This window comes from Tabrizicola aquatica (genome assembly GCF_002900975.1).
Taxonomy (GTDB): Bacteria; Pseudomonadota; Alphaproteobacteria; order Rhodobacterales; family Rhodobacteraceae; genus Tabrizicola; species Tabrizicola aquatica.
Genome location: NZ_PJON01000004.1, coordinates 309,044 through 323,085 on the forward strand (window position 1 = coordinate 309,044; position 14,042 = coordinate 323,085).

Sequence of the window (14,042 nt, forward strand, 5' to 3'; positions counted from 1 at the left end):
TCAGGCCCAGGGACGCAGGGTGGCGTTGCGCGCCTCGTACGAATCGATGGCGCTGGCTTTTTCCAGCGTCAGGCCGATGTCGTCGAGGCCGTTCATCAGGCAGTGCTTCTTGAAGGCGTCGACCTCGAAGGCGAAGGTCTTGCCGTCCGAGGCGGTGACGGTCTGCGCCTCCAGGTCCACGGTGATACGGGCGTTCTCGCCCTTGCGGGCGTCGTCCATCAGGTGATCCACCGCGTCCTGCGGCAGGACGACCGGCAGGATGCCGTTCTTGAAGCAGTTGTTGTAGAAGATGTCGGCAAAGCTGGTCGAGATCACGCAGCGGATGCCGAAATCCAAAAGCGCCCAGGGCGCGTGTTCGCGGCTGGAGCCGCAGCCGAAGTTGTCACCAGCGACCAGGATCTGCGACTTGCGATAGGCGGGCTGGTTCAGGATGAAGTCCGCGATCTCGGCCCCGTCTTGGGTATAGCGCATCTCGTCGAACAGGTTCTTGCCCAGGCCCGACCGCTGGATCGTCTTGAGGAACTGCTTGGGGATGATCATGTCGGTGTCGATGTTGACCAGCGGCATGGGCGCGGCAATGCCGGTCAGGGTGGTGAACTTATCCATGAGAGGGCTCCGTCGTTGAAAGGGGGGTGGTCGCGGGCGCATCGGGCCAGCGAAAGCCATCGATCCGGGAAAGACAGTCGGCCACACCGGGCAGAGCCGCCAGTCGCCGCATCTCGGCGGTGATGTCGGGGATGAGGGGGAAGGCGCTGCGCTCTTCCGCCTGGTTCTGGTTCTTCTTGGCGTAGAACTGCGCGTCGCGGACGACCGCATGCTGGTTCGCCGCGTCGAAATAGCCGTCGCCGCGCGCCCGCTTGCGCTGGAACATGTCCGGCGTGCGGATCGAGAAGTGCAGCACCTGCCCGAGGCGGTAGAGGTTCTGCACCGAGGCCAGGCGGTTATAGGGGTTGCGCCGGTCGCGGTGGTAGAATTCGGCCGGGACGGGCTGGCGGTCGCTGCCGATCCAGCGGAAATCGTCCGGGCCGACCCCGGCGCGCAGGATCGGGCGGTGGATGTCGAACGCCTCGATCCAGTCGCCGAAGCGGAACAGCGTCTTGACCTGCGGCGGCTTGCGGCGCCAGCGGCGGGCGGCACGCGGGAAGCTGGGCCAGATCTGCCGGCCCGGCCAAGTCGCATTGCCGCTGTCCCCGCAGAAGCGCCAGGCGATCGACAAGGCCTCCTGGTCGCCAAGTTCGGCCAGAAGGGCCGGCAGCCGCCCGGTCGTGTCGGGCGGCAGCAGGTATTCGTCCAGGTCCAGCCACATGGTCCAGGCCCCCGGCGGCACCGCCCCCGAGGCCAGGATCGTCGCCGCCGCCTTCTTCTGCGGGATCTCGTCCGGGCCGACCCGGTTCGTCAGGTGAACCACCTCGCCCGCCGCGTGCAGCGCGTCGAGCAGGGCATCCGAACCATCGGTGCAATCGTTCGAGGCCACGATGATCCGCTCGAAGCCGATGACCCGGTGATAGGCCAGCCATTCCAGGAGGAACGGCCCCTCGTCCTTTTGGGCCGAGATCAGCACCGAGGCGGGCGACGCGGTCATGGTCTGGCGCCGGACCAAGCAGACAGCCGCCCGGCAAGGCCGTGGTCGCCACACGCAAGCCCGCCCGCGCTGCCGCCGGGGCAGTGCGGGACGCCCCGCCCAGACAGGCGGGATGCCTGTCTGGTGCGGGTCATCGGGTCACGGCGTCTGTCTGACCGGGCCATGCTGGCGCGCCGCCTATACCGTCTCGCCCATCAGTTCGCGCACGTCGGTCAGGTGGCCGGTGATCGCTGCCGCCGCCGCCATCGCGGGCGACATCAGGTGCGTGCGACCGCCGCGGCCCTGACGCCCCTCGAAGTTGCGGTTCGAGGTCGCGGCGCAGCGCTCACCGGGTTGCAGCTGGTCGGGGTTCATCGCCAGGCACATGGAGCAGCCGGCAAGCCGCCATTCGAAACCCGCGTCGATGAAGATCTGGGCCAGGCCCTCTTCTTCCGCCTGGGCGCGGACGAGGCCCGAGCCGGGCACGACCATCGCGCGCTTCACGGCGATCTTCTTGCCCTTCAGGATCGCGGCGGCGGCGCGCAGATCCTCGATCCGGCCATTGGTGCAAGAGCCGATGAACACGGTGTCGATGGCGATGTCGGTCAGCTTCTGGCCGGGGGTCAGGCCCATGTAGTCAAGCGACCGCTTCGCGGCCTCGACCTTGCCGCCGGTGAAGCTTTCGGGTGCGGGGACCACGCCGGTGATCGGAAGCACGTCCTCGGGCGAGGTGCCCCAGGTCACGACCGGGGCGATATCCTCGCCGCGGATGGTGACGACCTTGTCGAAATGCGCGCCTTCGTCGGTATAGAGGGTCTTCCAGTAGGCAAGTGCCGCTTCCCACTTCGCGCCTTTCGGGGCGTGGGGGCGGCCCTTCACATACTCGAAGGTCTTTTCATCCGGCGCGATCAGACCGGCGCGGGCACCGCCTTCGATCGCCATGTTGCAGACGGTCATCCGGCCTTCCATCGACAGTTCGCGGATCGCCTGGCCGCAATATTCGATGACATAGCCGGTGCCGCCAGCGGTGCCGGTCGCGCCGATCACCGAAAGGGTGATGTCCTTGGCCGTGACACCGGGGCGAAGCGACCCGGTGATCTCGACCTTCATGTTCTTGCCCTTGCGCTGGATCAGCGTCTGGGTGGCCAGCACATGCTCGACCTCGGAGGTGCCGATCCCGTGCGCGAGGCTGCCGAAGGCGCCGTGGGTGGCGGTGTGGCTGTCACCACAGACCACGGTCATGCCCGGCAGGGTCCAGCCCTGTTCCGGCCCGACGATGTGGACGATGCCCTGGCGGACATCGGTCACCGGGTAGTAATTGATCCCGAAGTCCTTGGCGTTCTTGTCCAGCGCGGCGACCTGGATGCGGCTGTCCTCGGTCATCGTCGCGGCATTGGCGCGGTCCAGCGTCGTGGGCACGTTGTGGTCCGGCACGGCGATGGTCTTTTCCGGCGCACGCACCTTGCGGCCGGTCATGCGCAGGCCCTCGAACGCCTGGGGGCTGGTCACTTCGTGGACCAGGTGGCGGTCGATGTAGAGGAGGCAGGTGCCGTCCTCGGCCTGGTGGACGACGTGGTCGTCCCAGATCTTGTCATAAAGCGTACGAGGAGCCATGGCTCTCACCTGTTCTTGGGATGGCTGGGATAGGCAAACGGCGCGGGCGCGCGGGACGGCACGGCGTCAGGCGCGGGCGAGGATATTGCGGGTCATGCCGAAGAAGCGGGCGGGAAGCCGCGCGTGATCGGTGATGTTGAAGTAGATGAACCCGGACATGGGGGCGATATACGCTCGAAAAGCCTGTCAGGCAAGCTAGCTCCCTTGGGAAGTCGGGGGTTTGGCGATGCGGATGGCACTGGTTCTGGCACTGGGGGTGGCGATGGCGACGGGCGCGGGGGCCGAGGGCACCCACAAAGGCTATGAGATGCCGCCGCACAAGGTGGAATGGGCCGAGGGTACGCGGGAGATTCGCAGCTATGGCCCGCATCTGCTGGCCGAGGTCCGGGTGGCCGGTAGCCGGCAGGGGGCGATCCAGACCGGGTTCGGGATGCTGGCGGGATACATCTTCGGCGGCAATGCCACGGGCGAGAAGATCGCGATGACGGTGCCGGTGGCGCAGACTTCGGCGGGGGAAAGCTGGGTGGTCAGTTTCATGATGCCGGCGCGATACGCGACCGAGACCCTGCCGGCCCCGCGCAACGCGGCGATCCGGTTTGTGAAGGCCGACCCCTCGCGCCAGCTGGTGGAGCGGTTTTCCGGCCTGCCGGGAACGGCGGGGCTGGCCGAGCGGGCCGAGGCCTTGCGGACCTGGGCCGAGGCCGAGGGCCATGTGATCCTGGCCGGGCCGCATTATTATTTCTACGACGCGCCGATGACATTGCCCTGGAAACGGCGCAACGAGGTGGCTTTCACCATCCGCTAGGCGGCGGGCGGCCCGTGCCTGCTTGCCAAGCCGCAGAATAAGGCGTAGGCGCCCGGCCTTCGGTTGAGATTGGCGCCCCCGGGTGCTAGTCTGGTTCCAAGGCCCTGCGCGGGGGCCGCTGTCCGCGCGTTTCAGGAGGACATGGTCCTGTCGCATTCCGATCCCGCCACCGGCCTGCCGGTCGGCCCGCGCCCCAAACCCGCCACCCCCGCCGCCGACGGCTACAGCTCGGAGGACGTGCTGGCGCTGGTCCTGAAATCCGTCGACGACGACAAGGCCGAGGACATCGTCCAGATCGACCTGCGCGGCCGGTCGGATGTGGCGGACTACATGGTCATCTGCTCGGGCCGGTCGTCGCGCCAGGTCGCGTCGATCTCGGAAAAGCTGGCGGACCGGCTGAAGCAGGAGCTGCGGATCTCGGTCCGGATGGAAGGCAAGGAGACGGGCGACTGGGTGCTGATCGACGCGGCCGATGTGATCGTCCACGTCTTCCGCCCGGAAGTGCGCGACTTCTACCAGCTTGAGAAGATGTGGCTGCCGGCGGGATCGACCCGCAGCGCCCCCGTCTGACGCGCCGATGCGGCTGCACCTGTGCGCCGTGGGCCGCCTGCGGGCGGGGCCAGAGCGTGAGTTGGTGGACGACTATCTGCAACGGCTGGAGCGGACCGGGCGGCCCTTGGGGCTGGGCCCGGTGGCAGAGCATGAGGTCGAGGACAAGCGCGGCGGTGGCATGGCGGCCGAGGGCGCCTTGTTGTCCAAGGCAGTCCCCGAGGGGGCCGCGCTGTGCGTGCTGGACGAACGGGGCAAGCAGATGTCGAGCCCCGAGTTCGCCCAGGCCCTGGCGGGCTGGCGCGATGGCGGGCGGCAGGATGCAGCCTTTGTGATCGGCGGGGCGGACGGGGTGGACCCGGCCTTGCGCGGGCGGGCCGATCTGGTGGTCAGCTTTGGGCGGATGGTCTGGCCGCATATGCTGGTCCGGGTCATGCTGGCCGAACAGCTGTACCGCGCCGCGACGATCCTTGCGGGGTCGCCCTATCATCGGGTCTAGGCGTAAGGTGGGCGATATCGCCCACCCTACCCCCGCGCGTCATTTGCGGGTCAGCGCGACGATGCCCGAGGCCACGACCAGCCCAGCGCCGATCCAGGTGGCAAGGTCGGGACGTTCGCCGAACAGCGCGATGGCCAGCGCCATGGCGAACACCAGACGGGTATAGCGGAATGGGGTGACGGCCCCCACGTCTCCGGTGCGCATGGCATAGGTCAGCGCGTGATAGCCGAGCATCCCGAACAGGGTGCCGCCGGCCAGGTGCAGCAGGCCAGTGCCGGTGGGCAGGATCGCGCCGCCATTGACCGCGAGAAGGATCGCCCCGGCGACGGCCAGCATGGCAAAGCCCAGCGCCCCAAGCTGGCGGTTCGACAGGCCCTTTGGCGCGGCGCGGGTCGCAAGGTCGCGGCCGGCAAAGCCCAGAAGCCCCACCACGGCCAGAAGCGACAGGGTCGAGAAGTCGTCGCCCGGCCGCAGGATCACCAGCACGCCCACGAAGCCCACCAGCACCGCAAGCCAGCGCTGCGGGCTGACCCGTTCGCCAAAGACCAGCGCGGCCCCGGCGACGACGACCAGCGGCGTCGCCTGCAGGATCGCCGATGTGGTGGACAACGCAGTCAGGGTGATCGCAAGGCCGTAGAACAGCCGGCCCGTCACCTCGAACCCGCAGCGGATCAGCATGGGGCGCGAGTAGAAGGCGGCAGGCAACAGCGCCTCGCCCTGGCGGGCGGCCATGGCCGAGAAGATCAGCATGCCAGCCAGCCCAATGGTCAGCAGGACCTGCCCCAGCGGCAGGGTCTGGGCGGCGGCCTTGACGAACACATCCTCGACCGCGAAGCCGGCCATGGAGGCGGTCATGTAAAGCGCGCCGCGCTGGTTGTCGGTCACGCGAACCTCCGCAAGCACGAGTCGTCGCCCGCTGTCTGCGTCGCGGACCGGGGCGCGCCGGGCGAAGGGGCTGGGGGGCCGATGATGACCTCACCGCCGTCGGCATGGGCCGGGATGGTGCTGGGTTTGGACCTGCGCATGATGCCCTCCGGGTTGGCGGGCAAGGTGCTTGGGCGGGGCGGAAATGGCAAGCGTCCCGCCGGTGGGAGCGGGGCGCAAATCCTTTCGAAAAGATTCGCCGTTTCCTTCGAAGGAATCTGGGTGCCTAGATCAGCCCGGCGTGCTGCATCGCGGCCTTGATCTTGGCCTTGGTGCCATCGGTCAGGCCGACCAGCGGCAGGCGCACCTCTTCGCTGCACAGGCCAAGAAGCGACAGACCGTATTTCGCGCCGACAAGACCAGGCTCGATGAAGATCGCCTCGTGCAGCGGCATCAGCTTGTCCTGATATTCCAGCGCCTTGGCGTAGTCGCCACGCAGGGTCGCCTCCTGGAACTCGGCGCAGAGGCGGGGGGCGACGTTGGCGGTCACGCTGATGCAGCCGACGCCGCCATGGGCGTTGAAGCCAAGGGCGGTCGCGTCCTCGCCCGAAAGCTGGATGAAGTCGGCCCCGCAAGAGGCGCGTTGCTGGCTGACCCGCTCGATCTTGCCGGTGGCGTCCTTGACGCCGATGATCCGGGGGAGTTTCGCCAGCGTGCCCATGGTTTCGGGCGACATGTCGACGACCGAGCGGCCGGGGATGTTGTAGATCACGATTGGCAACTGGCAGCAGTCGTGCAGCGCTGTGTAATGCGCGATCAGGCCCGCCTGGGTGGGCTTGTTGTAGTAGGGTGTCACGACCAGCGCGGCGGTGGCGCCCACCTTCTCGGCATGGCGCATCAGGCTGATGCCTTCGACGGTGTTGTTCGACCCGGCGCCGGCGATCACCGGAACGCGGCCGGCGACGATGGCGACGACTTCCTCGATCACCTTCTGATGCTCGGCATGGCTGAGGGTGGGGCTTTCGCCGGTGGTACCGACCGGAACGATGCCGTGGCTGCCTTCGGCGATGTGCCAGTCGACAAGTTTCTTCAGCGTCACCAGATCCAGCTCGCCGTTCTTGAACGGCGTCACCAGGGCAGGAAGGGACCCTTTGATCATGACGCTTCTCCTTTATGTACAGGGGCGGATTTGCCCGGAAAACGCGCCTCTCTTAGCGGGTGGGCGGTGCAAAGCCAAGTCTTTGCCCACTAACGCAGTCGTGGGTTGTGGCGGTGCGGTCGGTCGGGCAGATTCCGCAGCATGACAGGCAAGAGATACATTCGTGCGGCGCTTCTGGCGGTCGCGTTGCAGGCTGGCCCGGTGGCGGCCGACACGGTGCAGGCGATGCGCACCGCGCTGGAGCTGGCGGCGGGCAAGGATTGGGACGGCGCGCTGGCGGTGGCGCCGGCGGGCGTGGGGCGCGACCTGGTGGACTGGCAACGCCTGCGCGCGGGCGAGGGGCGGCTGGGAGATTACGAGGATTTCCTGAAGCGCCGGCCCGACTGGCCGGGCCTGCCCCTCTTGCGCGAAAAGGGTGAAGAGGCGGTGGCGCGGTCGGACGATCCGGCCCGGGTGATCGCCTGGTTCGCAGCCGGCCTGCCCGAGACGGGCGAAGGTGCGGTGGCCTATGTCCGCGCGCTGCAAGCCGCGGGCCGCGCCGCCGAGGCCGAGACCGAGGCGATGCGGGCCTGGACCGAACTGTCCTTCAGCCCCGAGGAGGAGGAGGCGCTGATCGCGCTGGCCCCCGAGGCGGTGGGCTTTGTGCATGAGTTGCGGCTGGACAACCTGCTGTGGTCGGGTCGGACGGGTGAGGCAAGCCGGATGCTGGCCAGGGTGCCCGAGGACCTGCGTGCCGTCGCCCGGGCGCGGATCGCCCTGCAGAACGAGGAAAAGGGTGTGACCGCCCTGATCGATGCGGTGCCAAAGGCGCGGGCGGGCGATGCGGGGCTGGCGTTTGACCGGTTCATCTGGCGGATGAAGCGCGACCTTTATGACGAGGCCTTGCCGCTGATCCTGGAACGCTCGGCCAGCGCGGACGGGCTGGGTCGGCCGGAAGCCTGGGCAGAGCGGCGCGCGATCCTGACGCGCTGGCTGATGCGACAGGGCCGCCCGGCGGAAGCCTATCGCGTCGCCTCCAGCCATTGGCTGCCCGAGGGGGCGGGCGCCTCGGCCTATGCGGATCTGGAGTTCCTGGCGGGCTTTGTCGCGCTGCGGCGGCAGGGCGATCCGGCGACGGGCTTGAAGCATTTCCAGCACCTGCTGGCCGGGGTCAGAACGCCGATCAGCCTGGCGCGGGCGCATTACTGGATCGGCCGCGCGCAGGACGCGGCGGGGCAGGACGGCACGGCAAGTTTCCAGGCGGCGGCGGCGCATCAGACGGCCTATTACGGCCTTCTGGCGGCGGAACGGCTGGGGATGACGCTGGACGCGGGGTTGCTTGCGGGCTCTTCGGCGCCGGATTGGCAGGGCGCGGCATTCCGGCAATCCTCGGTCATGGAGGCGGCCGAGTTGTTGCGGCGGGCGGGCGATCTGAACCTGTCCAAGCGGTTCCTTTTGCATCTGGCCGAAAGCCAGGACCCGACCGGGCTGGCGCAGATGGCCGATATGGTCGTGGCCTGGGACGAGCCGCACCTGGCGGTGCTGGTCGGCAAGGCCGCGGCCGAGCGCGGGGTGATCCTGCCCGTGGCCTATTACCCGGTGCCGGAATTCGTGCCGGACGGGCTGAGCGTCAGCCGCGCGCTGGCGCTGGCGATTTCGCGCCGGGAAAGCGAGTTTGACCCGGGCGCGCGGTCCAGTGCCGATGCGCGGGGGTTGATGCAGGTGCTGCCCGGGACGGCCAAGCTGATGGCGGGCAAGCTGGGCGTGCCGCATGAGGTGGGCAAGCTGATCAGCGACCCGGCTTATAACGTGAAGATGGGCGCCGCCTATCTGGCCGAGATGGTCGAGGAGTTCGGCCCGTCGATCGCGCTGATCGCCTCGGGCTACAATGCCGGGCCGGGGCGTCCGCGGCGTTGGATCACCGAGTTCGGCGACCCGCGCCGGCCGGATGTGGACGTGGTCGACTGGGTCGAATCGATCCCCTTTGGCGAGACGCGGACCTATGTGATGCGCGTGGCCGAGGGCGTGGTGATCTACCGCGCCAAGTTGAAAGGCGCGGTCGGGCCGGTCCGGATCACGGACGAGCTGAAGGGCTAGCCTAGACGCCGGCGAGGATGACCGCGCCCAGCGCCAGGACAGTCGCCACGGCGGCAGCGGCGCGGGTTGGGGACAGCTGGAGCGGCGAATTGGGCCGAGCAGTTTCCGACGGCATGGGCTGGCTAAGCTGGCGTTGGGGCTGTTGCTCAGACAGGGGCTGGGACACCGGCCGGGGCGCCGGGGCCGGAACGCCAGTGATCATCGCAGTCCAGTCGCGGGCAGTCTGGATGCGGGCATGGGCCATCACCGACAGGGCCTTGTCGATGGCGGCCAGAAACGCGGGCGCGTATCCGTCGACCCGGCCCGCCAGCGGCAGGTAGGGATCGGGCGAGCCCATGGCCAGCGCGGCCAGGCGCATCTGGCTGTTCGGCGGGGCTTCGCCGGTGATCAGGTGGTGGAAGGTCGCGGCCAGGGCGTAAAGGTCGCTCCACGGCCCCTGGTCGCCGCCCTGGAGATAAAGTTCCTGCGGCGAATATCCGTCCTTCACCACATGCACGGTCGAGGCCGGGCGGTTGGCGGGACGCTCCTGGTCACGCGCGGCGCCAAAGTCGATCAGCACCGGGCGACGGTCGGCGTCCAGCATGATGTTGTCGGGCGAGATGTCGCGGTGCAGAAGGCCCGCATCGTGGATCACCGCCACGGCGTCCAGAAGCTGCAAGAGTGCCGAACGCACCTCGGCCGGGGAAAGCGGATTCTCGACGATCTCTTCGCCAAGTTCGCGGCCGTCGATGAAATCGAGGACCATGTAGGCGGTGTCGTTGTCTTCGAACACCTGATGAACGCGCACGACGTTCGGATGGTCGATCCGGGCCAGGCTTTGCGCCTCGCCGATGAATTTCTGGATCAGGGTCGCCACCCCGGCGCCATAGGTGCGGGACCGCGGCCGGACCACGCGGTTGGGCCGGACGCACATGCCTTCGGGGAAACATTCCTTGATGACGACCTGGCGGTTCAGGCTGTCGCGGGCGAGGTAGGTGATGCCGAAGCCGCCGGATTTCAGATGGCGGTCGATACTGTACTGCGCGTGGAACAGATCGGTTCCAGGTTTAAGCTCATCGCCCCAATCCTCGGGGTCGAGGTGGACACCATCGTCACTCACGTCACTCATCCCTGCGAATCACGGCCGGCGCAAGATTGAGGGGGGCACCGGGTACAGGGCACAAAAGCTAAGCGGTTTGTTAAAAGTCCAGCGAAATTGGAACTAAAGCAGGAAAGATTCTGTCTTATTAGTGAAGATCCGACACACAGGATATGTTGACGGCAAAACTTACAACCTTAGCGAGAATTTAGCAGATTTTCCGGCTGATGTGGCGACGGCTGCGCGTTCGCAGGGCGAAAAATATCAAGCCATATGGGCAGGCTTAGCGGTCCGAATGCCGACGTTCCAACTGCGCCAGACGGACCTGGCGCAGGGCCTCGACCAGAAGCGCGGTGAGCAGCCCGAAGCTGAGAAACCCGTTGACCGAAGCCATGGCGGCCAGGATGCGCCAGTCGCGAAGCGGGATCAGATCGCCCAGGCCCAGGGTCGAGAAGGCGACAAGCGCGAAGTAGACAGCTTCCTCCAGCGTGGAGAAGGCGCCGACCTGGTGCAGCGCCAGGGCCCAGGTCCAGACCCCGATCGTCAGGACGACCAACACCCAGAAACTGACGCCCACAAGCATGAGCAGAAGCTTCGGGCGCTGCGGCGGGGCGACCAGCCAGGGATGGGCGGCGCGGAAGGCGGATTCCAGCGCCAGGGCGGCCACCGCCATCACCAGGATGTTGAGCAAGAGCAGCCCCGCCCCAAGCGCAATCTGGACCAGCATCGCAACCCTTCTGGACTATGCCCCTGCCAGACCTTATCTGAACTGGGTCATGGTTGCCAAATCCGATCCCAACTCCAAGCTGATCGCCGAAAACCGGCGGGCGCGTTTCGATTACAGCATCGAGAGCGATCTTGAGGCTGGCATCATGCTGCTTGGGTCCGAGGTGAAAAGCCTGCGCCAGGGCGGGTCGAACATCGCGGAAAGCTATGCCTCGGTCGAAGGGGGCGAGCTGTGGCTGATCAACGGCTATATCGCGCCCTACCTGCAGGCCAAGACCTTCGGACATGACGAACGGCGGCGGCGCAAGTTGCTGGTGTCGAAGAAGGAACTGTCGCGCCTGTGGTCGGCCGTGGGTCGCGAGGGCATGACCATCGTGCCGATGAAGATGTACTTCAACGACCGCGGCATCGTGAAGCTGAAGCTGGGCATCGCCAAGGGCAAGAAGCTGGCAGACAAGCGCGAGACCAGCGCCAAGCGCGACTGGGACCGACAGAAGGCCCGGCTGCTGAAACAGAACAGCCGCGACTGATCCTGCGTCGATCTGACGGATTTTCCCCTGCCCGACCGCAGCGCGGCGGCATAAGCCGGGTCGACCGGTGCGGAAAACCGGCGGACAGTGGAGTTGCGGGTAATGGAACTGATCATCCAGATCATTGCGGGGCTGGTCGGCGGCAATGCCGCAGGGGCCGGGGCCAAGGGCCTTAGCCTGGGGACGGCAGGAAACTCGGTCGTCGGTGGCCTTGGCGGGCTGCTCGGCGGGCTTCTGACCGGGCTCGTTGGCGGCGAGGGCGGCGCGGCGCTGGACCTTTCGGCGCTGGATATCGGCGCGCTGGTGCAGTCGGTCGCAGGTGGCGGGGTCGGCGGTGCAGTACTGACGCTGATCGCGGGCTTTGTGAAGAAGGCCATGGTCAAGTAATCGCTTGGGCGCGGGGTCGGGCATGGCCCCGCGCCGCTTGCGCGGGCCGCGCGGCAATGCATATATCCCGGTGATCCCCGGGAGGCCCGAATGACCCCATCGCCGCAGGACGACCCCAAGACGCTGGTCTCGACCGACTGGCTGGCGAAACATCGGCGCGACCCGGACCTGCGGGTGCTGGACGCAAGCTGGTACCTGCCGGCGATGAACCGGGATGCGAAGGCCGAGTATCAGGCCGCCCATATCCCCGGCGCACGGTTTTTCGACATTGACGAGATCTCGGACCAGCGTTCGAACCTGCCGCACATGGCCCCGCCGCCCGAGAAGTTCATCAGCCGGATGCGGGCGATGGGCGTGGGCGACGGGCATCAGGTCGTGGTCTATGACGGTGCCGGCATCTTCAGCGCGGCGCGGGTATGGTGGACTTTCCGCCTGATGGGCAAGACCGACGTGGCCGTGCTGGACGGCGGTTTCCCCAAGTGGCAGGCCGAGGGGCGCGAGGTCGAGGATATGCCGCCGGTGATCCGCGACCGGCACATGACCGTCAGCCGCCAGAACCATCTGGTGAAGGACGTCACGCAGGTCGCCCATGCCGCCAAGCTGGGCGAGGCGGAAATCATCGACGCGCGCTCGGCCCCCCGTTTCCGGGGAGAGGCGCCGGAACCGCGGGCGGGCCTGCGCTCGGGCCATATCCCGGGGTCGAAGAACCTGCCCTTCGCTGATGTGCTGAACCCGGATGGGACGATGAAGCCGGCGGCCGAATTGAAGGCGGTGTTCGAAGCGGCGGGGGTGGACCTGAAGAAACCGGCGATCACCACTTGCGGGTCCGGCGTCACGGCGGCGGTGCTGTCGCTGGCGCTGGAGCGGATGGGGCACCGGAACCACGCGCTGTATGACGGGTCCTGGGCGGAATGGGGCATGTATGACGATCTGCGGGTCGCCACCGGACCCTGACTCCGCTTGCCGAGCGGTGCGGCTTGTGGCACTGGGCTGGCGTCCAGAACCCCGGGAAATCCCATGCTCGAAACCCTGAATCCCCAGCCGCAGGACAAGATCCTGCAACTTATCGCCATGTACCGCGAGGACCCGCGGACCACCAAGATCGACCTTGGCGTTGGCGTCTACAAGGACGCGACCGGGCTGACCCCGGTCATGCGCGCCGTCAAGGCGGCCGAGAAGAAGCTGTGGGAGGTCGAGACGACCAAGACCTATACCGGCCTGGCCGGTGAGCCGGCCTATAATGCGGCGCTGGTCTCGATGATCCTGGGCGAGGGCTATGCCGACCGGGCGGCCAGTGTCGCCACGCCCGGCGGAACCGGCGCGATCCGGCAGGCGCTGGAACTGATCAAGATGGCGAACCCCAAGGCCCGCGTCTGGATGTCCGCGCCGACCTGGCCGAACCACCCGTCCATCGTGAAATACCTTGGGATGACGGGGGTGGAGTATCGTTACTTCGACGTCGCCACCTCGGGCATCGATTTTGCGGGCCTGATGGCCGACCTGGAGGGCGTCGTGGCCGGCGATGCGGTCCTGCTGCATGGCTGCTGCCACAACCCGACGGGCGCGAACCTGTCGGCGGACCAATGGGACCAGGTGATCGCGCTGCTGCAACGCAAAGGGGCGGTGCCGTTCGTGGACCTGGCCTATCAGGGCTTTGGCGACGGGCTGGAAGAGGACGCCGCCGCGACCCGCAAGGTCGCCGCCGCCTTCCCCGAGGTGCTGATCGCGGCGTCGTGCAGCAAGAACTTTGGTATTTACCGTGAGCGGACCGGGATTCTGGTCGCCCTCACTTCGCCCGACCGCAAGGCGGTGGTGCAGGGGAACCTGAACTTCCTGAACCGGCAGAACTACAGCTTCCCGCCCGACCACGGCGCGCGGCTGGTGACGATGATCCTGGAAGATCAGGCGCTGACGCAGGACTGGAAGGCGGAACTGGAAGAGGTGCGCCAGAACATGCTGGGCCTGCGCAAGTCGCTGGCCGAGGAGCTGCGCCGCGCCACGAATTCGGACCGTTTCGACTTTGTCGCCCATCACCGGGGCATGTTCAGCCGGCTGGGCCTGACCGAGGCGCAGGTGACCCGGCTGCGGGAAGAGCATGGCATCTACATGGTCGGTGACAGCCGGATCAACATCGCCGGGCTGAACGCCAAGACGGTGCCGGTGCTGGCCGCCGCAATCGCGCAGGTGATCTGAC

The 14,042-nt window shown here is 67.4% G+C and carries 15 protein-coding genes; 8 read left to right on the forward strand and 7 right to left on the reverse strand.

Annotated features, from left to right (window positions below):
* The 3 genes from leuD to leuC all read right to left on the reverse strand — a co-directional run bounded on the left by leuD (window position 1) and on the right by leuC (window position 3,175).
* Entirely contained in the window at window positions 1-606 is a 606-nt protein-coding gene (leuD, locus tag CXR42_RS16005; protein ID WP_103258577.1) for a 3-isopropylmalate dehydratase small subunit, read from the reverse strand.
* Window positions 599-1,582, reverse strand: coding sequence for a glycosyltransferase family 2 protein (locus tag CXR42_RS16010; protein WP_103258578.1), 984 nt, complete (start codon window positions 1,580-1,582; stop codon window positions 599-601). Before CXR42_RS16010 ends, leuD begins: the two co-directional genes overlap by 8 nt.
* A gap of 177 nt (window positions 1,583-1,759) precedes the next feature.
* Complete coding sequence (gene leuC, locus CXR42_RS16015; protein ID WP_103258579.1) at window positions 1,760-3,175, reverse strand: 3-isopropylmalate dehydratase large subunit; 1,416 nt, start codon at window positions 3,173-3,175, stop codon at window positions 1,760-1,762.
* Window positions 3,176-3,401: 226 nt separating this feature from the next.
* Here leuC and CXR42_RS16020 point away from each other — a divergent pair, with 226 nt between their 5' ends.
* The 3 genes from CXR42_RS16020 (at window position 3,402) to rlmH (ending at window position 5,028) form a co-directional block, all read left to right on the forward strand.
* The gene (locus tag CXR42_RS16020) at window positions 3,402-3,980 is read left to right on the forward strand and encodes an SOUL family heme-binding protein (protein ID WP_245875466.1); all 579 of its coding nucleotides are present in this window, start codon (window positions 3,402-3,404) and stop codon (window positions 3,978-3,980) included.
* Between the two features lie 141 nt (window positions 3,981-4,121).
* Window positions 4,122-4,550 carry a ribosome silencing factor gene (rsfS, locus tag CXR42_RS16025; RefSeq protein ID WP_103258580.1) on the forward strand — a complete coding sequence of 143 codons (429 nt, stop codon included), beginning with the start codon at window positions 4,122-4,124 and terminating at the stop codon, window positions 4,548-4,550.
* A 7-nt stretch (window positions 4,551-4,557) separates the two neighbouring features.
* Entirely contained in the window at window positions 4,558-5,028 is a 471-nt protein-coding gene (rlmH, locus tag CXR42_RS16030; RefSeq protein ID WP_103258581.1) for a 23S rRNA (pseudouridine(1915)-N(3))-methyltransferase RlmH, read from the forward strand.
* A gap of 39 nt (window positions 5,029-5,067) precedes the next feature.
* On the opposite strand, the gene CXR42_RS16035 is transcribed toward rlmH, so the two are convergent.
* Together CXR42_RS16035 and dapA are read right to left on the reverse strand one after the other, a co-directional pair.
* Window positions 5,068-5,913, reverse strand: coding sequence for a DMT family transporter (locus tag CXR42_RS16035; protein ID WP_281256769.1), 846 nt, complete (start codon window positions 5,911-5,913; stop codon window positions 5,068-5,070).
* A gap of 265 nt (window positions 5,914-6,178) precedes the next feature.
* Window positions 6,179-7,051, reverse strand: coding sequence for a 4-hydroxy-tetrahydrodipicolinate synthase (gene dapA / locus CXR42_RS16040; RefSeq protein ID WP_103258582.1), 873 nt, complete (start codon window positions 7,049-7,051; stop codon window positions 6,179-6,181).
* A gap of 141 nt (window positions 7,052-7,192) precedes the next feature.
* Here dapA and CXR42_RS19925 point away from each other — a divergent pair, with 141 nt between their 5' ends.
* The gene (locus tag CXR42_RS19925) at window positions 7,193-9,127 is read left to right on the forward strand and encodes a transglycosylase SLT domain-containing protein (protein WP_103258583.1); all 1,935 of its coding nucleotides are present in this window, start codon (window positions 7,193-7,195) and stop codon (window positions 9,125-9,127) included.
* A gap of 1 nt (window position 9,128) precedes the next feature.
* Here CXR42_RS19925 and CXR42_RS16050 read toward each other — a convergent pair whose 3' ends face one another.
* Together CXR42_RS16050 and CXR42_RS16055 are read right to left on the reverse strand one after the other, a co-directional pair.
* Window positions 9,129-10,226, reverse strand: coding sequence for a serine/threonine-protein kinase (locus tag CXR42_RS16050; RefSeq protein ID WP_180996089.1), 1,098 nt, complete (start codon window positions 10,224-10,226; stop codon window positions 9,129-9,131).
* Between the two features lie 262 nt (window positions 10,227-10,488).
* Window positions 10,489-10,932, reverse strand: coding sequence for a potassium channel family protein (locus CXR42_RS16055; RefSeq protein WP_103258585.1), 444 nt, complete (start codon window positions 10,930-10,932; stop codon window positions 10,489-10,491).
* A 49-nt stretch (window positions 10,933-10,981) separates the two neighbouring features.
* Here CXR42_RS16055 and smpB point away from each other — a divergent pair, with 49 nt between their 5' ends.
* The 4 genes from smpB to CXR42_RS16075 all read left to right on the forward strand — a co-directional run bounded on the left by smpB (window position 10,982) and on the right by CXR42_RS16075 (window position 14,041).
* Window positions 10,982-11,461: an SsrA-binding protein SmpB gene (gene smpB, locus CXR42_RS16060; protein ID WP_103258586.1), complete on the forward strand. Its 480-nt coding sequence runs from the start codon at window positions 10,982-10,984 to the stop codon at window positions 11,459-11,461.
* 102 nt (window positions 11,462-11,563) lie between these two features.
* Complete coding sequence (locus CXR42_RS16065; RefSeq protein ID WP_103258587.1) at window positions 11,564-11,848, forward strand: hypothetical protein; 285 nt, start codon at window positions 11,564-11,566, stop codon at window positions 11,846-11,848.
* Between the two features lie 90 nt (window positions 11,849-11,938).
* The gene (gene sseA / locus CXR42_RS16070) at window positions 11,939-12,802 is read left to right on the forward strand and encodes a 3-mercaptopyruvate sulfurtransferase (protein WP_103258588.1); all 864 of its coding nucleotides are present in this window, start codon (window positions 11,939-11,941) and stop codon (window positions 12,800-12,802) included.
* A gap of 63 nt (window positions 12,803-12,865) precedes the next feature.
* Complete coding sequence (locus CXR42_RS16075) at window positions 12,866-14,041, forward strand: amino acid aminotransferase (RefSeq protein WP_103258589.1); 1,176 nt, start codon at window positions 12,866-12,868, stop codon at window positions 14,039-14,041.
* Window position 14,042: the final 1 nt, after the last annotated feature.